Genomic DNA, 24,470 nt, shown 5'->3' on the forward strand with positions numbered 1-24,470 from the left:
CACTCTTGTAGTATGAAAAATATATTTTTCGCTGTTCTAGCAGGTATTAGTTTAGCTTCCTGCTCTGAAATCAGCACTGACCCGGCTCCTACCCGTGCAACCCGCACGGCCCAAACGGTAACGGTAACCTATGCTAGGACAGCCAGCACAATTGCCGGTGACACAACACTGCAAAACCCCCGGCTGGACGTGTACGTGCTGACCCCAACTGTCAATACAGACGGCACGCTTAGCTATCCGCCCATCACGGCAACTAGCACTCCCGCGTTTACTACTACCGACTTCTCAAATCCACAGCCTTTCAGTGTTGCTACCAACCTGACGGTAACAGAGAATACGCCAAGTACAGGTATTCGTCTGGTGTTGAGAACAAGTAACCGCCCTGGTCGCCGCAACAACTCACAGCGTCTAACTGCTTCGATTGTAATCAATGGAGCAAGCAAAGCAACCGCTACTCACCAGGGAAGTAACTTCTCGCGTACTGCCACAGCCACTGGTGGTTTCTTTACCACCACGTTAGAGAGTAATGTAGCTGCTTACACTTTTTAATAACTAAGTAGCTGACCTATCACCTTAGGGCTGTCTTAAACGCCTGCTGTCGGATGACAGCAGGCGTTTTTCTTTTATATCTGCAAAGTCATGAACCGCATTGTAGCGTTAGAAGCTACGGTATCACTTTTTTTGTAGCTGACTTCATGCACATTGCGCCATTCCATTAGAAAAAAAAAGTCTTTTACCTTGTCAAATAGATATCTACCCGTACTTTTGTCCCACTCAAACGCAACAGGCGAATGAGGTTTCCAAAACGGGGGATTAGCTCAGCTGGCTAGAGCGCTTGCATGGCATGCAAGAGGTCATCGGTTCGACTCCGATATTCTCCACTCCTTGAAAAGCCTGACCTACACGGTTAGGCTTTTTTGTTTTCTGCCTTTGTACTTGTTTCCTCTCGAAAGGAACTTGTATTAATAAAAAAGCTGCCCCTGATTCCAGAGGCAGCTTTTTTGTTACTGATCTATCTCGTAGGCTACACAAAAAGGCCCTCTACGGATAAGTACCGTTCGCCCGTATCATAGCAGAAGGTGAGTACTCGACCGCCCTGAGGTACTTCGTCCAACTTCTTGGCCACAGCAGCTAATGAAGCTCCTGAAGAGACGCCTATGAATATACCTTCCTCGCGAGCAGCGCGCCGAGTCATATCAAAGGCTTCTTGCTGGCTTACCTGAATGGTGCCATCAAGAACCTCGCGGTGCAGGTTGGCTGGAATAAAGCCAGCTCCGATACCTTGGATGGGGTGGGGACCAGGCGCACCGCCACTGATAACCGGCGAGAGTTCCGGCTCGACGGCAAATGTCTTCATGTTCGGGAAAAGCGGCTTAAGCACTTCCGTAACGGCTGTGATGTGGCCACCCGTACCTACCCCGGTTATGTGATAATCGAAGCCTTCGGGCGCATCGCGCAGAATCTCCTGTGCAGTTGTTTCGGCGTGTACTTTGATGTTGGCTGGGTTTTCGAATTGCATGGGCATCCAAGCGCCGGGCGTATCCCGCACTATTTCGTGCGCTTTTTCGATGGCGCCTTTCATGCCTTTTTCACGGGGCGTCAGTTCCAAATTGGCGCCGTAGGCTGCCATCAGTCGCCGCCGCTCTATCGACATAGATTCGGGCATTACCAACGTCAGCTTATAGCCTTTTACAGCTGCTACCATGGCTAAGCCTACGCCGGTATTTCCAGAGGTTGGCTCCACAATGAGGCTGTCTGGTGTTAGGATGCCGTCTTGCTCCGCTTGTTCAATCATGCTCAAAGCAATGCGGTCTTTGATGCTACCGCCGGGGTTAGCGCGTTCCAGCTTCACCCACACTTCCACATCGGGGCGGTGGGCAAAGAGTTTGTTGAGGCGCAATAGGGGGTGTTGCCTATGGTATCCAGAATGGATTGGGCTTTCATCTGAGAGTATGTAAGAAGGTGAGAGTAGTAGGTAAGAGAAGAGCGTTAAGGATTCACACTAAAAATGGTGAATTCTCTATTCTTGGCAAGTACAGGTTTCTAAATCGAGAAGGTCAGGTCGGCAGTAGGGTCCTCACTACGCGTGACGTGGATTTGAGCCCGGTGATACACGCGTGAGTGAGAAGGGACACTCTCCGTAAGCCAGACGTTGCCGCCGATGATACTATAGCGGCCAATTACTGTGTTGCCGCCTAAAATGGTGGCTCCAGCATATAAGACTACATTGTCTTCAATGGTAGGATGACGCTTGATGCCCTGCAATTCTTTGCTGACACTCAGGGCCCCGAGCGTTACGCCTTGATATATCTTCACGTGAGCACCAATAACGGTGGTTTCTCCAATGACAATACCAGTGCCGTGGTCAATGCAAAACGAGGAACCGATGCGCGCGCCAGGGTGGATATCGACTCCAGTAAGTTGGTGCGCATGCTCACTGATCAGGCGCGGAACCCTGGGCACATGCAGCAGATGCAAGGCATGGGCCACTCGGTGCATGGCCGTAGCATAGAAGCCTGGATATGTAGCAATGACCTCCTCAATGCCCTGCGCCGCCGGGTCGGCAGCCAAAACAGCGGCAGCATCGCGCAAGAGTTGTTCGCGCAAGGAGGGTAAGCCAGCCATAAAAGCGGCGGCTACGGCTGCGGGCGTGTCGGGCATGGATACGCGGGCGAGCAGCGAAGCTAAATCAGTTTGAAATTGGCTTAGCGTAGCAGCTATGGCATCCGGACGGAGCAGCGGCTGGCTGGCTCGCTCGGGAAACAGTAATTCGAGTAGTAACTCGGCGAGCTGGCAAAAAGCAGGACCTGGTAAGGGCGTGGCTACCTGCTGGTGTGCCCGCGCTAGAGCCCGCACAAAAGGAGTATCAGAAGAAAAGGACATAGAAAAACAGGCAGAACCAGCAATCTTGATTTACGCTTGCGCTAAGAAAAGGAGCCGAAAGAAACGCGCACCACTTCTGCAACAGCTCTCAACTAGCAACAACACGGAAAGTTCAACCCATAAAACGTAGTAACCGCAACCGAGCAGTCTGCGTTAGAAAGTCAGTCTTCCAATGAAGGCGCTGCATTCATTCGTACACTCACTTACGCTAGATTAACATGGCCGATACCACCATTACGAAAATTGATTCCACGAATTCACCGAAAGGTGCGGAAGGCGAAAAGTATTTGGCCTCCGGCATTCATGTAGCCATGCGCTTGTGGGAAGATGAAGAGCCAGGCGAGTCAAAAGAACCAGTTAGCCGTCCTTACGAAACAGTTGGGTATGTGCTGAAAGGAAGAGCCGAACTTCATTCAGAAGGCCAGATGGTATTGCTAGAACCCGGTAATTCGTGGGTGGTACCCAAAGGTGCTGCGCACACCTACAAAATCCTGGAAACTTTCTCGGCTGTTGAAGCCACTACGCCGCCAGCCCAAGCACACGGCCGCGACGGACACTAACTAGAACAGTGCACCACGCAAAAGGGGGTTCAACCGCACAACAGTGCGGTTGAACCCCCTTTTATTTTACTAACTCCACGCGCACTATTTTGTCGCCAATATCGAGGCGGTGTACGACATCCATACCTTTCACTACTTGAGCAAAAATAGTGTAGCGGCCGTCGAGGTGGGGAGTAGGCGTGTGCGTGATAAACCATTGGCAGCTTTCAGTGTCTTTGCCGGCCGAGGCTAGTCCTACTGCTCCTTCCCCGTAACGCAAATCCCCGAATTCCGAGCGCAGATTGTAATTGGTGCTACCCGAGCCGTCACCCCGCGGGCAGCCACCTTGCGCGACAAAGTTGGGTACTACTCTATGGAAGGTCTTGCCATTATAGAACCCTTGGCGCACCAGTTCCACGAAGCTAGCCACCGAGCCCGGCGCGTCGGCCACGTGCAATTGCATAAGAACCTCGCCCTTTGTCGTGCTTATTAACACCTGCTGCTGAACTGGAACAGAGCGCACCACAGCCCAATTGATGGGGTGGCTAGCAGCAGTGGCTACGGGCGCCGGAGTGGTAGGTTTATTCTGGAGGTAATCAAGGGTTTGTTGCAGCGCCAACCAGGCTTCCAGGTCGCGGGGCAGTACCAACTTGTCGCGGGCGGCAACTATGAAAGTTGTGTCGGGCAGTAACTGCCGTAAGTTTAGCTTAGGGTCACGTAGGGCCTCGGCGGCGGTACTCATGATGGTAACGTCGCCGCTACCCATGGCCCGGCGTATCGTAAGAGCAAAGGCAGCTTGTTGCGCTTCTGGGAAATCGGGCAGGCGGCGCATCGCTACCAGCGCCTCCATCCCATAAGAACCAACTACCAGCGGTTGTCCGCTGGCAAACGTAGCTTGCTCTATAAATTCATAGGCCGCTGGATCCTCACCTAAAGCCTTCAGCAAATATGCTTTCTCGTACGGATCGGTAGCGGCAGCATAGCGCTGTTGCACCGCCGTCCGGATAGCTCCCCGCTCGGTGCCGCCAAGTTTGAGCGCTGTGGCCAACAACGTAGCCCGCACACGCCAGTTGTTAAGCTTATTGGCTTTTTCTAGAAACAGTACACCTGGTTCGCCGCTGGCATGATTCAGGAAAAATTCGGCTGCCGTTAACGCCACCTGGTTGCTCGGGTCAGATATAGCTTCCCACGCTGCCTCCTTCACTGGCGCGTACATAGTAGCGTTCATGGCCCGCAGTGCACTTACCCGCACCCGGTAGTCGGAATCACGACGGGCTAAGCCGACGAGCGTGGAAGCTATGGTAGGGCTTTTGACTTTACCTAATGCCGTAGTTGCCGCTGCCCGAACCACCGCATCACGGTCGGTGGTAGCAGTTGTCAGGGCTGTTTGATACGCAGTGAGGTCGAGGCGCGGGGTACGAGCCAAGGTAAAGGCAGCACCTTGCCGAGCCGCCAGCGGCATTTGTTGGTCGAGCAAGGCTACTGCTCGAGCCACTGCCGCTTCGGAAGTAACGCCTCGGTTGCCGGCTCGGAGTAGGGCCCAAGCCTGTCCGGCCACAGAAGCCGTATCAGTACCAGAAAAACCTCGGACAAGTTGCCGCAAAGAAGTAGTGGTGACGCAACGGCCTAAGGCTTCAAACAGATAACGCTGATCGGTAGGAGCAGAGGAAGACGAGGTAAGCCGCGCAACAAGTGGGGCTACTGCCGTTGAATCGCCCGTTTGGCCTAATGCATACGCTGTGGCTCGTCTAACACTTGGGTCGGCATCGGCAAGCAAAGGCTGCAAACTAGCAGTGGCTGCTTTGTCTTGTACCGAAGCCAATGCCAACGCCGCTGCCCGCCGATAACGTACGTCAGCATTAGCCAGGTAAGGTAGTAATGCTGCCGTGTTACGCTCGTCCTGAGCGGTTGTAATAGCGCGCAACGTGGCATCATCAAACGGATTGGCGGCAGCTTGTGCTGTAAGCGCAGCAGTTTTCGGCGAAGAAGTGGTGCAAGCTGCTAGTGCAGCCAGCAAGCTAGTCCAACAAACTAAGCTGGCTAACTTATTCAAACGAGTACATAGAATCATGGCTCGCCCAAAATAGCCAAAATCCAGCAGCCAATAGTGACATACCTATTCAGGATCTAACTAGTGGTTTACCAACACAACCACAGAATGCCCTTGCTTGAACAGCACTTATAGTGCCCTAAACACGACTCGGCCCGCTGCATTAATCTAATACAGCGGGCCGAGTCGTGTTTAGGGCACTTCTTAATTTTGTTCGTCTTTCAGATGGTCTTCGCCTCCATACGGAGCACCTGCTGTAATATCACCTCGCAAGCCGCCTTGCGACACGCCCGGACCCGTATTAGGTTGTTGCGCTAAAGTGCTGTTTTCTTCGGTGGTATTTACTTGCGAACCGGTAGCAGGCTGTCCGTTGCCGGTGATAACCGAAGTGGCTTCGCCTACGGGACCTGCTAGCTCGTTCACTTTGTTTATGTACTCCTGGCGAGCTTCATCTTCGCTCATGCCTTTAAACTTGCTCCACGAGTCCCACTGCGCCTGCGACATCCCGCTGGGGCCACTAGGATTCGACGGCGTATCGTCGCCTACCACGTCTTTTTCGGTGTCGTGGTCACCTTCAGTTGCTTGTTTGTAAAGACCATACAATTCGTTCATATGGGCAGCGGCTTTGTCGCCGGGAAGGTTGTCTACGCGCGATACAGCCGCTTCAAACTGCTGTTGCAGATTTAGATTATCCTGAAGATTCATAACAAAGGAGGTGGCTGAAGAGTGAAAAGTACCTTATGTACTAAGCTCGCCCAGCTTTGGTTGCAAGGCCCGCCTTGCTACTTTTTCACTCAACAAGTCCTCAGACTTCGTACTTTTACCCACCATATGTGTGGAATAACTGGACTATTCGCTTTCACTGATACAGGCCGTAATGCGCTGGCTGGACTGCCCGCATCTACCGACGCCATTATTAGCCGAGGGCCTGATTCGCAAGGACACTTCGTGTATGACCGTTGTGGGCTTGGTTTTCGGCGACTCGCTATTCTCGATTTATCAGCCGATGGGAACCAGCCGATGACCGATGAGTCGGGCCGGTACACCATCGTCTTCAACGGGGAGATTTTCAACTTCCGGGAGCTGCGGCAGCGGCTCATGAACAAAGGGTACCAGTTTCACTCCCAGACGGATACCGAGGTTATTCTTCGCCTTTACATCACTGAAGGACGAGGGTTCCTGAAAAAGCTGAACGGCTTCTTCGGCTTGGCTATTTACGACAAAGAAGAAGACTCGCTGTTCATTGCCCGCGACCGGATGGGGGAGAAGCCCGTACTCGTGTACCGCGACGAGGACAAGTTCATGTTTGCCTCCGAGATGAAGTCGCTGATGGCGCTAGGCATTCCGCGCAAGCTCGACTATGTAGCATTGAGTCACTATTTGCAGCTCAACTACATTCCGGGGCCAGCTACTATTTTCAAGGGCGTGAAAAAGCTACTGCCCGGCCACTACCTCTATATCAAGGGGAAGAAAGTAGTGCGCAAACGGTGGTATAAAATTCCCTACGACCCGAAAAAAGTCGAGAAAAACAAACTCAGCTACGAGCAGCAGCAAAGCAAGCTAGTAAGCCTGCTAGATGATGCTACTGCCCGCCGCTTAGTAGCCGATGTTCCCTTAGGCGCATTTCTAAGCGGTGGCATCGACTCAAGTGTGATTGTCGCGTTGGCTTCGCGGCATACCGAACACCTGAACACGTTCAGCATCGGCTACCGCGACGAGCCGTTCTTCGACGAAACGAAGTATGCCAAGCTAGTTGCCGATAAGTACAAGACCAACCATACGGTTTTCTCGCTTTCCAACCAGGACCTCTACGAACATATTTTCGAGGTGCTGGATTACATTGACGAGCCGTTTGCCGACTCATCAGCCCTGGCAGTATACATCCTCAGCAAACGCACTCGTGAAAAGGCAACCGTTGCTTTATCCGGCGACGGTGCCGACGAAATGTTTGCTGGCTATAACAAGCACATGGGCGAGTTCCAGGTGCGCAAAGGTGGCTTTAAAGCAGAGGCAGTAACAGGATTGAACTTGCTTTGGGAGATACTTCCCAAATCGCGCAATTCATTTTTTGGTAACCGGGTGCGGCAGTTTCAACGGTTTTCGCGGGGCATGCTTAGTGGCCCCAAAGATCGGTATTGGGATTGGGCTACTTTTGCCTCAGCCGCCGATGCTCGTGGTTTGCTTAGCGCCGACGCGCGCCGTAAAGTGGGCAAAAAGCTCGCTGAAAAGCGCCGCAAAGACATTCTAGAAAACCTGCATGCCCAGGGCGACTTGAATGAGGTATTGCTGACCGACATGCAACTCGTGTTGCCTTACGACATGCTGACCAAGGTGGACCTCATGAGCATGGCCAATTCGTTGGAAGTCCGTCCGCCTTTCCTCGACCCCAACGTAGTGCGTTTTGCTTTCAGCCTGCCCGTCGAAAGTAAAATAGACGCGAATATGAAGAAGCGCATCGTGCAAGATGCGTTCCGCCCCATGTTACCCGAAGAGCTGTATAAGCGCCCTAAACACGGGTTCGAGGTGCCTTTGCTGAAGTGGTTTCGCGGTGAACTTCGGCCTCTTATCGAAGACGACCTATTATCCGATGCCTTTGTTGAGGCGCAAGGTATCTTCGATGTAAATGCAGTCCGGGCATTGAAAACACAGCTTTTCTCTCGCAGCCCGGGCGACGTACACGCCCGCATTTGGGCTCTAATTGTATTTCAACACTGGTGGAAACGCTACATGATGGCCACTGTGCCACAAGTAGCCAACTCCGTTGTATAATTTGTTCTCTCGCCTCACACACACCTTATGAAAGTAGCAGTAGTCGGCACCGGTTATGTTGGTTTGGTAACTGGTACTTGTTTCGCCGAGGTAGGTATGGATGTCACCTGCATTGATATCGATCAAAAAAAGATTGATAACCTCAAGCAGGGAATTCTGCCAATCTATGAACCAGGCCTCGAAGAAATGGTAACGCGCAACGTTTCAGCGGGGCGCTTGCACTTCACTACCAACTTGGGCGAAGGCATCAAAGATTGCGATGTGGCGTTTATTGCCGTAGGAACTCCCCCAGGCGAAGATGGCTCTGCCGATTTAAAGTACGTGTTGGCAGTAGCCCGCGGTATCGGTGAAAATATGAACGGTTACACGGTTGTGGTAACCAAAAGCACCGTACCAGTTGGCACGGCTGCTAAAGTTCACAATGAACTGACGCAAGCGCTTGAGAAGCGCGGAGCTAATATCGAGTTTGATGTAGCATCCAATCCCGAATTCCTGAAGGAAGGCGCTGCCATTGATGACTTCCTGAAGCCCGACCGTATTGTGGTAGGGGTTTCATCGGAGCGAGCCGAGGAAGTAATGAGCAAGCTTTACAAGCCTTTCTTGCTCAATGGCCACCCGATTATCTTCATGGATATCCCGTCGGCTGAGATGACGAAATATGCTGCTAACTCTATGCTGGCAACCAAGATTTCGTTTATGAACGATATTGCCAACTTATGCGAAATCATGGGAGCTGACGTGAACATGGTGCGCAAAGGCATTGGTTCTGATGCTCGAATTGGCACTAAGTTCATCTATCCAGGCATCGGATATGGCGGTTCGTGTTTTCCGAAGGACGTAAAGGCGCTTATCAAGACTGCTGCCGAAAATGGCTATCAGATGCAAGTATTGCAGGCGGTAGAGAGCGTGAACGAAGCCCAGAAAGAAGTGCTTTTCGATAAAGTGAAAAAGCATTTCGGCGGTGAACTGGAAGGCCGGAAAATCGCCGTATGGGGGTTATCGTTCAAGCCCAAAACGGACGATATGCGAGAAGCTCCTTCATTGGTTATTATCGAGAAGTTGCTAGCACACGGTTGCTCCGTATCGGTGTATGATCCTGTTGCCATACCAGAAGCCAAGCACTCGTTAGGAGATACGGTTAAGTATGCAAAAGATCAATTCGAAGCGCTTGTTGATGCTGATGCATTACTTGTTGTGACCGAGTGGCCAGAGTTCCGTTCACCAAGCTTCGAAGTAGTTGGTAAGCTCCTTAAGCAAAAGGTTATTTTCGACGGTCGTAACATCTACGATCCACAGGAAATGAAAGAAATCGGTTTTGCCTACCATTGCATTGGTATCCGCACCGACCACAAGGAACCCGTAGCAGCGGCAAGCGAAAAACATTAGGCGACCAGCTTTTTCTTTCACCTCATAAAGCTTGCAGCATTTTGCTTGCGGCTTCAACTACTATGTCTGACAAGAAACGTGTACTTATTACCGGCGGAGCTGGCTTCTTAGGTTCTCACCTGTGCGACCGGTTTTTGGCCGAAGGTTACCATGTCATTGCCATGGACAACCTTATCACTGGCGACTTGTCCAACATCGAGCATTTATTTGGTCGTGAGGATTTCGAGTTCCACCACGCGGATGTATCGAAGTTTGTGTTTGTGCCTGGCAAGTTGGATTACATTCTGCACTTCGCCTCGCCTGCGTCCCCATCGACTACCTCAAGATTCCAATTCAAACGCTGAAAGTAGGCTCTTTAGGCACGCATAACCTGCTAGGGTTAGCTCGTGTGAAAGGCGCCCGGGTACTGATTGCCAGCACCTCGGAAGTGTACGGCGACCCGGAGATTCACCCACAGGTAGAAGAGTATTTCGGCAATGTGAATCCAGTTGGTCCCCGTGGCTGCTACGATGAGGCTAAGCGTTTCCAAGAGGCCATCACCATGGCTTATCACAACCATCACGGTTTGGAAACCCGCATCATTCGCATCTTCAATACATACGGCCCGCGCATGCGTCTCAACGACGGCCGTGTGTTGCCAGCATTTTTGTCGCAAGCCCTGCGCGGCGAAGCTCTAACTGTATTCGGTGATGGTTCTCAAACTCGTTCCTTCTGCTATGTAGATGATCTTGTTGAGGGCATTTACCGACTGTTGCTCAGCGATTATCATTTGCCCGTTAACATCGGCAATCCGGCGGAAATTACTATCAAAGAGTTTGGCGAAGAAATAGCCCGGCTCACTGGGGTCGAGTTCAAGCCCGATTACCGGCCCCTGCCCGAAAACGACCCCATGAAGCGTAAGCCAGACATCACCAAAGCCAAAGAAATCCTCGGCTGGGAGCCGAAGGTAGACCGGGCTGAAGGCCTACGCCGCACCCTCGAGTATTTTCAGGCACACGTGAAATAAATGCAGATGAAGGTTCCCTACCTAATTGAGTTTCCCAAGGTGGGGGCTTCTGATATTGGCTTTATATCCATAGCAGAATATCCGGAGCAGATCCCTTTCGACATAAAGCGAGTTTTCTGGACGTATTACACGCCGGAGAGCGTTCTACGCGGCCGGCATGCGCATCACTTCACCGAACAGGTGCTAGTGGCCGTAGCCGGCCGCATTATTGTTACAGCCGAGCAAGCAGATGGTACCGTAGAACTATTCCGGCTTGAAGATCCATATGTGGGATTATACATCCCCCAAACGTATGGCATACTATGCAGTATTCGCACTCGGCTGTACAACTGGTTCTGGCCTCATCGCTTTATGACGAGAAAGACTACATCCGTCAACATGACCAGTTTCGGCAGATATGGAAGGCGTAAATGCCGATCTGCTGGCAAGGAGGGCGCATAAACTTCTCTTTTACTCTCCTTATAACTTTTTGCGCGAAATACCTCTCCAGCAACAAACAGAATTGTTTGGTGCTGGACGTTTCGCGCGGTTTCCGTCGGGCCAAAACGAGCACTTAGCTACTTTTCAAGCGCATAATCAGCAAGTGCAACTGTTGTATAACAGCTTGCCTTGGGATACCAAATTTTTTGGTGTTCCAATGTTCAAATTGCAAACAGCCCTTTTCGATCCGGCCGCGCCTATGATTGGGTGCGCAGATGCATTACAAGCCTGGCAACGAGAGTTGAGCGCTATAGGCAACTATTATTGCTTTAGTGAAGTGCCAACGGAGGATTCTCGCTTATTGCAAACGCTTACAACTTGTGGCTGGCGATTGGTGGAAACCCGTTTGCAGTTCTTCCATGATCAAGTTGCGGAATTTAATGGTCCGCGTTACGGAGTGCGAGCGGCTCGTATAGAAGAAGCGGAAAGCGTAGGGCAGATTGCGTCAGCGGCTCGCAACCCGTATGACCGTTTTCATGCTGATACGTGGTTCGGCGACGTTCGCGCAGATGCTTTCTTGGCTCGGTACGCTAGCGCAGCTGTGCAGGGCTATTGCGACACGGTACTTGTACCCAACGAGCCGGGCGTAGCAGTTGATTCATTTCTAGCTATCAGCGACCTTACTGCTGACTCGACAAAATTAGGCGTTGGTTTATCAAAAGTAGTACTGACGGCCGTGGGCCCGCAAAATCGGGGCTGGCATCAGCGACTGGCGTCCGAGACTATACATCGAGCCCGCGAACGAGGAGCACGTTATGTGCTTATGACCACTCAAGCTACTAACCGAGCGGTATTTCGCACCTGCGAAAAGCTCGGCTTCAGGTTGGGAGGAACTACGCATATATTAGCTTGTCACCATCCTGCTTAAAAGCGGTTTTTTGCCTGTTTTCTCGCCATCTTAGCTCAATGCCCAAGCTTTCCGTCATCGTACCCTGCTATTTCAATGAAGACAACATCCCTGTAACGGTACGGGAATTGATTGCTAATGAAAGTCGATTTCCGCTGGGGATAGAGTTTGAATACGTGTTTGTAGATGATGGCTCGCGCGACCAAACGCTACAAGCTTTGTTAACAGCTCGTCGACAGTATCCCGACCGTATTCAAGTAGTAGAGCTCGTTGGAAATGTAGGATCCTACAATGCTATTGTAGCAGGCATGGCGCAGGCAAGTGGCGACTGCATGGCTATTATTACGGCCGATATGCAAGATCCGCCCGAACTGATGGTGCAGATGTACCAATACTGGCAGCAGGGCTTCAAGCTTGTTATTGGGAATCGGCAAGATCGGCAAGAGACAGGCTTATCAAAGCGAATGTCTCAACTGTTTCATTGGCTGATGAAGCACATGGCGCTGCGCAATATTCCTGACGGAGGATTTGATTTCGTGTTTTTCGATCGGCAGGTGCGCGATGAGATTGTGCGCATGCAGGAACGTAACAGCAATATATTTTACCTAATGGTTTGGTTGGGGTACTCCTACGTCAATATTCCTTACGTACGCCGCAAACGAGAAATAGGAAAGTCGCGCTGGACCCTGCAAAAAAAGCTTAAGCTATTTATCGACTCGCTGCTTTCTTTCTCCTTTTCGCCTATTCGAGCTATTTCGGTAGTAGGGCTACTATTGGGCGTGACGGCCTTGCTATATGGTGTGTACGTAATAGGACTGCGGGTTTTTGCACCCCAAGGCCCTGCTGGCTGGACTACGCTCATGGTAGTGGTGCTATTTGTATCTGCTTTCCAGATGATAGCGCTCGGTATTATTGGCGAATATGTATGGCGAGGCATGGATGCTGCTCGGAGCAGACCTCTCTACGTGGTTAAGCAAGTCTACGACGCTAGCAACCATAGTGAAAAATAGCTCTCTCGTCGGGCCAATAAGCTATACAGGGTAAGGGCAGAACAATTGAATCGAGTCTACAATTACTTAAACACTGCTTACATCGAAGCTTCTGGGCGATCGTTAATCGTTATTCTAGCTATGCCCACATGCGTATAGCTAAGCAATAGGCTGGTTTCGCACTCTTTTATCGTTGAAAACCGATTATGCACATTCCCTTCCTATCTTTTGCGCCTCAGCACAACCCGCTACGGGAAGAGATTTTGGCGGCTATAGCTGCAGTGTACGATAAGCAGTGGTACATATTAGGGGACGAAGTCCGAGTCTTTGAGGCCGCTTATGCCCTTTACAATCAGGTAAATCATTGCATAGGAGTGGCCAATGGACTAGATGCTTTGCACTTGACACTGAAGGCGTTGCAAGTTGGCCCCGGTGACGAAGTCATAGTGCCTAGCAACACTTACATTGCTACTTGGTTGGCAATATCTTTTGTGGGAGCTACCCCTGTACCTGTAGAACCTAATCCTTTTACGTATAATCTCGATCCTGCTTACATCGAAGCAGTTATAACGTCGCGTACAAAAGGCATTATGCCTGTGCACCTGTATGGTCAGGCTTGCGCTATGGGACCAATTATGACCATAGCTGAGCGCCACGGACTATGGGTAGTAGAAGATAATGCTCAGGCCCAAGGTTCGGCGTGGGAGGGAAGGCTTACCGGTAGCTTTGGGGCAGCTAATGGCACCAGCTTCTACCCCGGCAAAAATCTTGGTGCCCTTGGTGATGCTGGTGCTATAACAACTAACAGTGAAGAACTAGCAAATCAACTACGAATTTTACGCAATTACGGCTCGCAGCAGAAATACTACAACGAGGTGATTGGACATAATTCCCGTCTTGATGAGCTGCAAGCTGCAGTACTTAGCGTGAAGCTACCTCACCTGCTTGTTTGGACCCAACAGCGCCAAGAGGTGGCGCGCCTCTATGATCAGCATCTGAGGGGCCTCGGTGACTTAATTTTGCCTGCTATTGAGGTTGGAGCTACCCATGTGTACCATCTATATGTGGTGCGTACGCAATTTCGAGATGCTCTGCAGCAACATTTAACCAAGCACGGTGTAGGCACGCTCATTCATTATCCGGTGCCACCGCATCGTCAGCAAGCATATGCACACCTGCATATGAATCTTGGGACCTACCCCATTGCTGAAGAGCTAGCTGCTACCAGCTTGAGCCTTCCATTATGGCCTGGTATGCAGTCTGAACAGGTTAGCGAAGTAGCAAGTATTGTGAACAGCTTCTTCGTAAATCAATAGGGGTAGCAAAAGCGCGCCTCTGAGATGCTTGCCAATCTGTCTACTACATGGATTGTCTATTGCTTGTTAAGTGCCATACTGCCTAAAAATAGTAACACAAAGCAAGTGCTATTGACTATATGTTTGGTTCTAGGTTTAAAAATTTAAAAGATAATCTATATCGATTGCTTAAGCTGTCAAATTTGTTGAGTCAGGAGGTGAATAGTGATGTTGGGGCCTATATGTCAAAGGGTTAGGCTAAAAGGCATTTGCTTGGAGGCGAAGCTATCTGCTTAGGTCATAACGTGTGGAGAAAGGTATAGTGAAGGCTTGTCATGGCTCAATACTGAGCAATTAATCATTATAGCTTCCGGTTAAATACAAACAAGCAGTAAATCTGCTTGCCGAAAATCATCTACCTTTGCGACTTCAAAGCAATTTCGATTTACTCCTGTAAGGAGTCGTGTTGAACTGATTTAGCTGTTGCGCTGCCGGAATTGCCGGGTTATTTACCCCATTTAACAAGTTGCATGAGTACGACTACCAGCATCGTTATCACCTCCATTTTCGCCCCGACCAAGGCTGTTACTAAATTTGCCAGCTTACCAGATTATCAGTTAGTCGTGGCTGGCGACAAGAAGTCACCCGCTACTTGGAGTGAACCAAACGTGGTGTATTTATCGGTAGCTGACCAAGAGGCTATGGGTTTCAAGATGGCTTCCAAGCTGCCTTTCAACCACTACGGCCGTAAAATGATGGGCTACTTGCACGCCATTCAGCAAGGGGCACAGGTAATTGTGGATACCGACGACGACAACATTCCTTATGATGACTGGACCTTTCCGGCGATGGAAGGTGCGTTTGAAACCTCGCCGGCCAACAAAGGCTTTGTCAACATCTATAAGAACTTCACCAGTCACCACATCTGGCCTCGCGGCTATCCTCTCGACCTAATTCTCAATCAAGATCATAATCTGAAGGAAGAGGAGCTGACTACTGAAACCGCGAAAATCGGTATCTGGCAAGGCTTAGCTGACAGCGACCCGGACGTAGATGCCATCTACCGGCTCGTTGATAACACGGAAGTGTTTTTCGATAAGCGTACTCCGATTGTATTAGCTGAAGGCACATTCTGTCCTTTCAATTCGCAAAACACGGCGGTACGTCGCGAGTTATTTCCGCTGCTCTATTTGCCCGCTTATGTTACATTTCGCTTCACTGATATTCTACGTGGTCTGGTAGCTCAGCCTATTTTGTGGGCGCATGGCTATCGGCTTGGCTTTACCGAAGCCACCGTACTACAGGAGCGTAACCCGCACGACTACGTAAAGGATTTCGAATCCGAAATCCCGTGCTACCTGCATCCCAATCGTGTGATTGCCGCCGTAACGCGTGCCATCGACAAATCAGTGACTGTAAGTGAGAACTTACGCCGCGCTTATGCAGAACTGGCCAAAGAAAATATTGTGACAGCGCAGGAAATCGAATTGCTTGACTTGTGGCTGGGCGATGTAGAGGCGTTGACCAAGTAGTAATTCCGTTATGCAAGAGTTTCCCTCGCTTTCTATCATCATCCCTTCTTGGAATCAAGGCCGTTTCATTGAGCGTACATTGCTTAGCATTCTGCGCCAAGACTATCCGGGCATTGTGCAGGTTATCGTTTCCGACGGCGGTTCGACCGACGAGACGGTGGAGATACTGAAAAAGTATGATGATCAGCTTATTTGGTGGTCGGCTCGCGACAAGGGATTTGTAGATGCCGTAACAAAGGGGTTGGCGAAGGCTACTGGTGAAATCCTGGCCATACAGAGCAGCGACGACTATTACTTGCCAGGAGCTTTCCGGCGTATGGCCGAAGCGTTTCAGCATCACCCCGAAGCCGGCTTTATCTCAGGTGGCGAGTACGGTATTGACTTGCACGACAAAGTAGAGTATGCCAACTCATTCACTGGGCCAATAACGCCGCATTCTATCTTGTTTCAGTTTGTGCCGCCACAGCATGCTACGTTTGTACGCCGTAGTGTGCTAGAACGTACCGGGGTATGCGAACCGAAGTAGATATGTGTGCCGACATCGACTTATGGTATCGAGTGGCTCATTTTTCTCCCGGTTATGCTATTCCTGATATGCTAGCCGCTTATCAGCTGCATCCTGATCAGCGGACTGCTACCTCTCCCAAATGGTATCCTAACTTGGTGAAGATGGTAGAAAGCTGCGAGCAGAATCCTGTCTATGGCTCCCAATTTAAGCTTACCGCTGACGAGCGTCGAAACCTGTACACGTATTGGGAAATTAACTGGACGTCTAAGCGCGATGCTGCAGCTGCTCGGCCTATTGCCTGGGCGAAGCTACCTGGGTTGCTGAGCTACAGCCCGCGTACCCGGCGCATGATTTTGGGTTCCACTGTCAATCCGCTCGTGAAAGGACTGTTGCCCGCTACCTTAGTGCGGACATTGCAGCCTCAAGCAGCTGCATTAGCAAGTACCGCCGCGCCGGTGAACTTAACTTGGTGGAAAAATAATTGACAACAACCTTTCTCAAACTATTTGGTGTACTGCAAGTGTTTGCAGCGTAGCCGGACGAGAAAACCAGCTTTACCCTATGGAACAGAACGCAAAAATTTATGTAGCCGGCCACCGCGGTATGGTGGGCTCCGCCATCTTACGTCGCCTAGAAAAAGCAGGCTACCACAATTTTGTGACGCGCGTTTCGTCCGAGTTAGACTTGCGAGACCAAGATGCTGTAGCTGATTTTTTTGCTACCGAGAAGCCGGATTACGTAGTGCTGGCAGCCGCCAAAGTAGGGGGTATCAACGCTAACAACATCTATCGGGCTGAATTTCTGTACGATAATCTAATGATACAGAACAACGTCATTCATCACAGCTACCTTAATGGCGTGAAGAAACTGTTGTTTCTGGGCTCCTCCTGCATCTACCCGAAAATGGCGCCGCAGCCTTTACAAGAAACTGCGCTACTAACAGGCGAGCTGGAAAGCACCAACGAGCCGTACGCCATTGCAAAAATTGCTGGCATCAAAATGTGCGACGCCTACAGGAGCCAATATGGCTGCAATTACATTTCGGCTATGCCCACCAACCTCTACGGGCCCACGACAACTACGACCTCAAGAATTCACACGTACTGCCAGCCTTGATTCGTAAGTTTCACGAAGCCAAGTTGGCTGGAGCTCCTGAAGTGGAAGTATGGGGTACCGGTACCCCACGCCGCGAGTTTCTGCACGTCGATGATCTAGCTGATGCTTGCTTCTACCTGCTGGAAAACTACAACGAGCCTGGCCTCGTGAACGTGGGTACTGGCACCGACCTCAGTATCCGCGAGTTGGCTGAGCTAGTGCAGCGTACTGTTGGCTACAAAGGCACTATTCGCTTCAATGCCGATTATCCCGACGGTACTCCTCGCAAGCTGATGGATGTAAGTAAGTTGGCTGAAAAAGGTTGGAAGGCCACTATTGGGCTCGAAGAAGGAGTAGCCGCTGTCTATGCTGATGCCTTCGAGACGGCTCGGCCAGCGTAGCATAGCTGTGAAGTGACTGCAGTTGAATGTCCTTGGCACCGTGATGTTTGTTGCAGTTGGCTTACCTTTACGAAAGCCTAAAAGACTAGTATTTCCGCTGTGACTGTTGGAGGAGAAGGCTGTGTTGTAGCCGTTGTTGTTTTCAGGCTCCCTGTTGAATTTCGTTATCCAAGATCATTGTGCAAACTACGGAAGCTGTAAACCAATTCGAATCCTTTCCGATTGCCTCGCCTGTAGAGAATAGGGAGTGGACGGAAATTATTGAACCCCAAACCAACCTGCTTGACCTCCGGTTGGGAGAAGTATGGCGGTATCGTGACTTGGTAATGCTATTCGTGCGGCGCGACTTCGTTTCCACCTATAAGCAGACTGTGCTAGGACCTATCTGGTTTTTTATCCAGCCGTTGCTCACTACACTTACCTATGTTATCATTTTCGGCAACGTAGCGAAACTCTCTACTGATGGTTTGCCACAGTTGTTATTCTATATGACGGGTATTACCGTCTGGAATTACTTTTCAACAACACTTACTTCGGTTTCAACGGTATTCACCACTAATGCGGCTATTTTCGGTAAGGTGTACTTTCCACGTCTCACCATGCCATTATCTATTGTGTTGTCCAACTTAGTACGTTTTGGTATTCAACTAGCTTTATTTTTGGGTTTGTGGATGTATTACCTTGTTACTGACAGCCGTATTCATCCTAACTGGCTGATAGCGGTAACACCGCTGCTGATAATCCTCATGGGCCTGCTTTCATTGGGCTAGGTATGATTTTCAGCGCCCTTACTACCAAGTACCGTGACTTGGCCATGCTCCTAATATTTGGTGTACAACTATTTATGTACGCTACGCCAGTTATTTACCCTCTGTCAGGGGTGCCAGCTAAATACCAACTGTGGATTCTGGCAAATCCTATGACATCCATTGTCGAAACTTTCCGCTATGCTTTCACCGGAGCCGGTATCTTCAATTGGCTGCACTTAGGATACAGCGCATTCGTTACGTTGGTTTTGCTAGCCGTCGGTATCGTCGTTTTCAACAAGGTGCAAAAAAGCTTTACGGACACTGTATAGCCTGCTGACCGCAGTCGCACTTATTTTCTGCATTACCGCGGAAACAAATTGTATTACTGGCAGCCGAACTGTTAATGAGCAACATTGCAATAAAAGTTGAGAACCTAGGGAAACTCTACCGGCTTGGTGAAGTAGGAACCGGCACAATTAGCCACGACCTGAACCGCTGGTGGGCGCGTATGCGCGGGAAAGAAGACCCAGGCGCCAAAATTGGTGAAACCAACGACCGCACCGCCAAGGGTAACAGTGATTACGTCTGGTCGTTGAAAGACGTCAACTTTGAAGTTAAACAGGGTGAGGTACTCGGTATTATCGGCCGCAACGGAGCCGGTAAATCAACACTTCTCAAGCTTCTTTCTAAAGTTACTACACCCACTACTGGAAAAATCAAAGTTAAGGGCCGTATAGCCTCGCTGCTGGAAGTAGGGACTGGGTTTCATCCGGAGTTGACGGGCCGTGAGAATATTTTCCTCAACGGTGCCATCTTGGGCATGACTAAGACCGAGATCCGCAGTAAGTTCGATGAGATTGTAGATTTCTCTGGCGTCGAGCGCTATATCGATACGCCTGTAAAACGCTACAGTAGCGGCATGTATGTGCGTCTGGCCTTCGCTGTATCAGCCTTTTTAGAGCCGGAAATCCTGATTATTGATGAAGTGTTGGCAGTAGGTGACGCTGAATTTCAGAAGAAGTGCCTAGGGCGGATGAAGGATGTGAGCGTAAATGATGGGCGTACTGTATTATTCGTAAGTCATAATATGGCTGCAATTCAGCAACTGTGCACTTCTGGCGTTCTGCTAAAAAATGGGCAATTAGTTTTTGGAGGCAACGTCCGGGATACGCTGCAAGAGTATTCACTGCTCCAGCGCAGCATCATCGAAAAAGACCTGAGTAGCCGAACTGATCGCCAAGGAACAGGCTTGATTAAATTCACGTCAATTCGCTTCTTTGATGAATACAGCCAGCCAGTGTATAACATCGTTTCCGGCCAGAATCTTACAATCAAGCTGGAATTTCAAAACAACATAAAAGATACCCGTGAACATAGCGTCCGGTTCGATTTGCTTATCGTGGATGAGCACGAGAACACGGTATCGATGTTAACGACTTTTTACCAGGGCGAAAACACGACTATCAATGCCCAAGCCACTCTGTATTCCGTAACTATTCCACACTTGCCTTTACTTGAGGGTAACTATAATTTGGGTATTTACTGTAAAATTGACGAGGATGAAGCCGATTGGATTATGAATGCGGCAGACTTCCCAGTGGAAGAGGGAGATTATTTTAATTGTGGTAGAGTAATGCCTCGTGGGTTTGGACTAGTTGCAGTCGATCATAATATACAATTAACTTAGTCGAGGGATGGTAGCCGTTTGTTTAAATGGTCGACTTGGTAATCAATTATTCCAGTATGCTTTCGCTGTATCTTTAAGTAGAAAGTATAAAACTTTTTATGTAATTGATGATAGTTGCGCTTTTGATAGTGTTAGAAAATATTTTTTTGCGATTAGTATTACTGACGGTAAGTACTTGCGTAAAATTTTTAAAAGAATATTCGCTAAACAACTTAAAGTAATAAGGCAAACGGGATTCGAAGATGCCGATAAAGTGCCTGTCTTTCTTGACAACGCATATTATGATGGTTATTTTCAGTCTATTCAGTATATTGAAAATATAAAGTATGAATTGTCTAATATTTTTAGAATAAAGCCTGAGTTTGAGAAACTATTCCTTGATAAATATTCCTTCATATTTGAAAATATAAACGAAAAAGTCGTTGTATTACATTATCGAATAGGAGACTACGCAGTATGGGGTAATGAGTTGTTGGGAGGAACTAATCTAGTTCTACCTGAAGTATATTATGAAAATGCTTTAAAACTGATACCAAATATAAACTCTTGCAAGGTTGTTTTGGTAACAGATGATGCAAAAGCTGTTCAGGATAAATTATCATTCATACAAAATAAAATAATTGTATCAGATCAGGAAATTATAGATTTTCAAATATTAATGCATGCGGATAAATTGATAATTTCTAACAGTACATTTGCTTGGTGGGCAGCCGCATTGAATCAAAAAAAAACGCAGGTATTTGCGCCTGAATTTTGGATAGGTTTCAAAGTTAAAAAAGAATATCCTATTGGAATTATAAGCAGTAACTTTGTGAAAGTTTCTTTTTAATTTCAAACGGGTCAAAAAATATATTTCGCATATGCTTGACACTCCGGTTCTTTTTACGGTATTCAATCGGTATGATACTGCAAAGAGAGTATTTGAAGCAATCCGTGCCGCTAAACCGCGCCAGCTCTTTGTGGCAGCTGATGGGCCACGACTTCATAAAGAGGGTGAAGAAGCAAAGTGCCAAGCAGTGAGGGAATTAATATTGAGTGGAATAGATTGGGAGTGCGAAGTATATACTCTATTAAGAAATGAGAACTTAGGTACTGGCAAAGCAATAAGTGAAGCAATAACATGGTTTTTTTCTCATGTTGATAAAGGTATTATATTAGAAGATGATTGCTTGCCTGAAAGTACTTTCTTTGATTTTGCTGCGAAAATGCTTGATTATTACGAAAGTGTAGATCAAGTAATGCATATATCTGGTAGTAGTTTGCAGTGTGGTATAAAGAGGGGATCTGCAAGCTATTACCTTTCTAGAATGTCATCTATTTGGGGGTGGGCCACTTGGAAAAGATCTTGGGAGAAATATTCATATAGTTTCTTCTCCGATAGTGAGAGTACAATTGTTGAAGTATTAGAGAAGGTTTTAAAAAATGAGGAGGATGTAGCTTATTTTTTAAACGAGTTTAAAAAAGTAAAAGGTGGCGTAATTGATACATGGGATTACCAATGGTTTTACTCTTTATTAAAATTTAATGCTGTATGTGTTACTCCTCAATATAATTTGATTCAAAATTTAGGGTTCAACTCAGATGGAACACATACTTTTTTTGCGCCCTATTGGTATAAATATTTAGTAAATAAGCCTATTAATAATATAATTTATCTTAAGCATTCTGATATCGATGAGAAAGCAGATTCATTTTATATGTCACTAGCGATGGGTAGAAGAACATTAGAGACTAGTTATGTAAAATTTTTGTATCGACTAAAGGAATTAGTAAAATGATAATTACGCAGTATATAAAAATTAAGAGTCTAAATTTTGCGATGTAATTTGTATGAAGCCTCTGATAAAAAAAGTGATTCGTAGAGTCTTAGGATATGGTACTTCGAATCCTACGGTTGATTTGAGTAGGTTTTATAAAGTAAGTACTGGAACACAATTTGATGCGAATAGAAGCTTAGAGATACGAAATAAATCTCTTACCCGCTTATTTCTAGAAATAGGACAGGATTGTATTATTAATAATCAGTTTATATTCGAAAATGGAAAAGGATTTATTAAAGTAGGAAATAGAACTTCAATTGGCAGCAATACGATGGTCATTTGTACAGATCGGGTTGAAATCGGGAATGACGTTTTACTATCGTGGGGGTGCACTATATTAGATAATAATGCTCATTCTACTAATTGGTACGAGCGTAAAAATGATGTGTTAGATTGGAAGAGGGGTTTAGATGAAAATAAGATAGGCACTTATAAAGATTGGAGCGTTGTCAAAACTGCTCCAGTAATAATAAAGGATAAAGCTTGGATTGGTTTTAACGTTATCATTTTAAAAGGAGTTACAATTGGCGAAGGTGCGATTGTTGGTGCCGGAAGTGTTGTTACAAAAGATGTTCCTGATTTTGCGATAGTGGCAGGTAATCCTGCTAAATTTATAAAATACGTTAGTTGAATAAAGTTTTGTCTACTGAGTCATTTGACCTTTAAATTTTAAGATCATGGATTGCAATATCTGTAAGAGTAATTCGATGTTTTCATTTCGATGCGAAGTATTGAACAAATATCAAGTGAGCTACTACAAATGTTCAGTTTGTGACTTCATACAAACCGAGTTGCCTTATTGGTTAAATGAAGCGTATTCTTCTGCAATCACATCTCTGGATATTGGCTTGATTCACAGAAATATTCAGATCGCTCCCATATTACAAGTTTTAATCAAATCATTGTATAATAAAGATGCAAGATTTATTGATTATGGCGGCGGTTATGGAATGCTAGTTCGTATGATGCGTGATAGAGGATTTGATTTTTATAGACAGGATATCTACTGCGAAAATTTATTCTCAAAGAATTTCGATGTAGATGAAGACTTGAAGAATAAAAGTGGATTTGAGCTACTTACAGCGTTTGAGGTGTTTGAGCATCTCCCTGATCCAATCAAAGAGTTGGAAATAATGCTTTCCTACAGCTCTGATATATTTTTCAGTACATCAATTTATCCAAAGGATGCTAATTTATTGAAATGGTGGTATTTGATACCTGAAACCGGCCAGCACGTTTCTTTGTACTCTGAAGAATCTCTTAAGTATCTGGCTAGTAAATACAATTTGAATTATTATTGCTTCAACAATATTTACCACTTATTTACAAAGAAAGTAATATCAAATGCTGCTTTTAAAAGAGTGTTTAATAGATGGAATCAGAAGATAGTTAATCGTATCAAGCCAAACCCAGCTTCTTTGTTGGACAAGGATTTTAATAAAATATCAGGCACTAAAATGTAAATGCTAAGTGCCATGAAAAGAGTTTTAATTACAGGTTTTACAGGTTTTGTGAGCGAGTATCTCCTTGATTTGCTGAATGAATCCAACGAGCCATACGAAATCATTGGTTTATCTCGCTCTTATAATTTTAATTCAAAACTAAGAAAAAACTTAAACGTTAGAATTGTAAAGATAGATTTAAACGATAGAGAACATCTAAAGGAGGTTCTGTACCTTACTCATCCTGACTATATATTTCACTTAGCATCAGATAGTAGCGTTTCGTACAGCTGGACCAAGCCAATTGAGAGTTTTCAAAACAATACCAATATTTTCTTAAATCTTGTTGAAAGTGTGCGACTTCTGAATTTGCAATGCAAAATTTTGTCTGTAGGTTCATCAGAAGAATATGGTTTAGTCAAAGAAGCTGATCTTCCTTTAACTGAACAGTCACCTCTCAATCCAGTGAGCCCTTATGCGGTTGCACGTGTTTCCCAGGAATTACTGAGTAATATATACTGCAAGGGATATAATATGGATATTATAATGACTAGATCATTTAACCATATTGGACCAGGCCAAAAAGAAAACTTTGTTATATCATCTTTTGCAAAGCAAATTATGATGTACAAAAAAGGTATTTCAAGCAATATGAGTGTTGGAAATATTAATATAATACGTGACTTTTTAGATGTTAGGGATGTTGTAAAAGCATATATGCTTTTAATGGAGAAAGGCGAAAGTGGCCAGATTTATAATATATGCAGTGGTCAAGGTAATTCTTTAGTTAAGATAATTGATACAATGATGTCCATTGCTAAGGTAAAATTTGACTACACTATCGATAGCTCCTTAATAAGGCCATCTGATAATCCAGTTATTATTGGATCGAACAAGAAGATAGTTGAACAGATTGGTTGGCTTCCGGAGTATTCAATTAATGACAGCCTCACTGATATGTTACAGTACTGGGAAAGCAAGCTCAAATAAAA

22 protein-coding genes, 1 tRNA gene and 3 pseudogenes are annotated in these 24,470 nt (G+C 47.2%); 22 read left to right on the plus strand and 4 right to left on the minus strand.

Annotated features, from left to right (window positions below):
- Positions 1 to 12 precede the first annotated feature (12 nt).
- Together MUN86_RS04665 and MUN86_RS04670 are read left to right on the plus strand one after the other, a co-directional pair.
- Positions 13 to 549 (plus strand): hypothetical protein, encoded by a 537-nt coding sequence (locus MUN86_RS04665; RefSeq protein WP_245122349.1) that lies wholly within the window; start codon positions 13 to 15, stop codon positions 547 to 549.
- A gap of 258 nt (positions 550 to 807) precedes the next feature.
- A tRNA-Ala gene (locus MUN86_RS04670) sits at positions 808 to 881 on the plus strand.
- A 143-nt stretch (positions 882 to 1,024) separates the two neighbouring features.
- On the opposite strand, the gene cysK is transcribed toward MUN86_RS04670, so the two are convergent.
- Entirely contained in the window at positions 1,025 to 1,900 is an 876-nt protein-coding gene (gene cysK, locus MUN86_RS04675) for a cysteine synthase A (protein WP_280640597.1), read from the minus strand.
- A gap of 143 nt (positions 1,901 to 2,043) precedes the next feature.
- Positions 2,044 to 2,883 (minus strand): serine O-acetyltransferase, encoded by an 840-nt coding sequence (locus MUN86_RS04680; RefSeq protein WP_245122352.1) that lies wholly within the window; start codon positions 2,881 to 2,883, stop codon positions 2,044 to 2,046.
- 218 nt (positions 2,884 to 3,101) lie between these two features.
- Here MUN86_RS04680 and MUN86_RS04685 point away from each other — a divergent pair, with 218 nt between their 5' ends.
- A complete protein-coding gene (locus tag MUN86_RS04685; RefSeq protein ID WP_245122354.1) occupies positions 3,102 to 3,443 on the plus strand; it encodes a cupin domain-containing protein in 342 nt (113 codons plus the stop codon).
- 61 nt (positions 3,444 to 3,504) lie between these two features.
- Here the strand turns inward: MUN86_RS04685 and MUN86_RS04690 are convergent, their stop codons facing one another.
- Complete coding sequence (locus tag MUN86_RS04690) at positions 3,505 to 5,475, minus strand: peptidylprolyl isomerase (RefSeq protein ID WP_245122357.1); 1,971 nt, start codon at positions 5,473 to 5,475, stop codon at positions 3,505 to 3,507.
- A gap of 201 nt (positions 5,476 to 5,676) precedes the next feature.
- Positions 5,677 to 6,177, minus strand: a complete 501-nt coding sequence (locus MUN86_RS04695; RefSeq protein ID WP_245122360.1) for an acyl-CoA-binding protein — start codon at positions 6,175 to 6,177, stop codon at positions 5,677 to 5,679.
- Positions 6,178 to 6,303: 126 nt separating this feature from the next.
- Here MUN86_RS04695 and asnB point away from each other — a divergent pair, with 126 nt between their 5' ends.
- The 19 genes and pseudogenes from asnB (at position 6,304) to MUN86_RS04780 (ending at position 24,468) form a co-directional block, all read left to right on the plus strand.
- Positions 6,304 to 8,241 (plus strand): asparagine synthase (glutamine-hydrolyzing), encoded by a 1,938-nt coding sequence (gene asnB / locus MUN86_RS04700; protein ID WP_245122361.1) that lies wholly within the window; start codon positions 6,304 to 6,306, stop codon positions 8,239 to 8,241.
- Positions 8,242 to 8,268: 27 nt separating this feature from the next.
- On the plus strand, positions 8,269 to 9,627 hold the full coding sequence (locus MUN86_RS04705) for a UDP-glucose dehydrogenase family protein (protein WP_245122364.1): 1,359 nt from the start codon (positions 8,269 to 8,271) through the stop codon (positions 9,625 to 9,627).
- Between the two features lie 62 nt (positions 9,628 to 9,689).
- Positions 9,690 to 10,633, plus strand: a pseudogene (locus tag MUN86_RS04710) (UDP-glucuronic acid decarboxylase family protein).
- Positions 10,634 to 10,639: 6 nt separating this feature from the next.
- Positions 10,640 to 11,043, plus strand: a pseudogene (locus MUN86_RS32245) (sugar 3,4-ketoisomerase).
- 59 nt (positions 11,044 to 11,102) lie between these two features.
- A complete protein-coding gene (locus MUN86_RS04715) occupies positions 11,103 to 11,981 on the plus strand; it encodes a GNAT family protein (RefSeq protein WP_245122367.1) in 879 nt (292 codons plus the stop codon).
- A 38-nt stretch (positions 11,982 to 12,019) separates the two neighbouring features.
- Positions 12,020 to 12,970 carry a glycosyltransferase family 2 protein gene (locus MUN86_RS04720; protein ID WP_245122369.1) on the plus strand — a complete coding sequence of 317 codons (951 nt, stop codon included), beginning with the start codon at positions 12,020 to 12,022 and terminating at the stop codon, positions 12,968 to 12,970.
- A gap of 185 nt (positions 12,971 to 13,155) precedes the next feature.
- Positions 13,156 to 14,265, plus strand: a complete 1,110-nt coding sequence (locus MUN86_RS04725; protein WP_245122372.1) for a DegT/DnrJ/EryC1/StrS family aminotransferase — start codon at positions 13,156 to 13,158, stop codon at positions 14,263 to 14,265.
- 509 nt (positions 14,266 to 14,774) lie between these two features.
- Positions 14,775 to 15,776 (plus strand): STELLO glycosyltransferase family protein, encoded by a 1,002-nt coding sequence (locus MUN86_RS04730; protein WP_245122375.1) that lies wholly within the window; start codon positions 14,775 to 14,777, stop codon positions 15,774 to 15,776.
- Positions 15,777 to 15,786: 10 nt separating this feature from the next.
- Positions 15,787 to 16,302 (plus strand): glycosyltransferase, encoded by a 516-nt coding sequence (locus MUN86_RS04735; RefSeq protein WP_245122378.1) that lies wholly within the window; start codon positions 15,787 to 15,789, stop codon positions 16,300 to 16,302.
- A complete protein-coding gene (locus MUN86_RS04740) occupies positions 16,287 to 16,769 on the plus strand; it encodes a hypothetical protein (protein ID WP_245122380.1) in 483 nt (160 codons plus the stop codon). The genes MUN86_RS04735 and MUN86_RS04740 overlap by 16 nt, the downstream gene beginning before the upstream one ends.
- Before the next feature lie 76 nt (positions 16,770 to 16,845).
- Positions 16,846 to 17,780: pseudogene (locus MUN86_RS04745) on the plus strand (GDP-L-fucose synthase family protein).
- 179 nt (positions 17,781 to 17,959) lie between these two features.
- A complete protein-coding gene (locus MUN86_RS04750) occupies positions 17,960 to 18,550 on the plus strand; it encodes an ABC transporter permease (RefSeq protein WP_375379466.1) in 591 nt (196 codons plus the stop codon).
- A gap of 44 nt (positions 18,551 to 18,594) precedes the next feature.
- The gene (locus MUN86_RS32755) at positions 18,595 to 18,858 is read left to right on the plus strand and encodes an ABC transporter permease (RefSeq protein ID WP_502592240.1); all 264 of its coding nucleotides are present in this window, start codon (positions 18,595 to 18,597) and stop codon (positions 18,856 to 18,858) included.
- 74 nt (positions 18,859 to 18,932) lie between these two features.
- Positions 18,933 to 20,216 carry an ABC transporter ATP-binding protein gene (locus MUN86_RS04755; RefSeq protein ID WP_245122382.1) on the plus strand — a complete coding sequence of 428 codons (1,284 nt, stop codon included), beginning with the start codon at positions 18,933 to 18,935 and terminating at the stop codon, positions 20,214 to 20,216.
- Between the two features lie 7 nt (positions 20,217 to 20,223).
- Positions 20,224 to 21,045, plus strand: a complete 822-nt coding sequence (locus MUN86_RS04760) for an alpha-1,2-fucosyltransferase (protein ID WP_245122384.1) — start codon at positions 20,224 to 20,226, stop codon at positions 21,043 to 21,045.
- A gap of 31 nt (positions 21,046 to 21,076) precedes the next feature.
- Complete coding sequence (locus MUN86_RS04765) at positions 21,077 to 21,994, plus strand: nucleotide-diphospho-sugar transferase (RefSeq protein WP_245122387.1); 918 nt, start codon at positions 21,077 to 21,079, stop codon at positions 21,992 to 21,994.
- A gap of 313 nt (positions 21,995 to 22,307) precedes the next feature.
- Positions 22,308 to 22,667, plus strand: a complete 360-nt coding sequence (locus MUN86_RS32255) for an acyltransferase (RefSeq protein ID WP_375379490.1) — start codon at positions 22,308 to 22,310, stop codon at positions 22,665 to 22,667.
- A gap of 160 nt (positions 22,668 to 22,827) precedes the next feature.
- Positions 22,828 to 23,499 (plus strand): class I SAM-dependent methyltransferase, encoded by a 672-nt coding sequence (locus MUN86_RS04775; protein WP_245122389.1) that lies wholly within the window; start codon positions 22,828 to 22,830, stop codon positions 23,497 to 23,499.
- Positions 23,500 to 23,511: 12 nt separating this feature from the next.
- Positions 23,512 to 24,468, plus strand: a complete 957-nt coding sequence (locus MUN86_RS04780) for a GDP-mannose 4,6-dehydratase (RefSeq protein ID WP_245122392.1) — start codon at positions 23,512 to 23,514, stop codon at positions 24,466 to 24,468.
- Positions 24,469 to 24,470: the final 2 nt, after the last annotated feature.

Origin of the sequence: Hymenobacter volaticus (assembly GCF_022921055.1) — a bacterium.
GTDB lineage: Bacteria > Bacteroidota > Bacteroidia > Cytophagales > Hymenobacteraceae > Hymenobacter > Hymenobacter volaticus.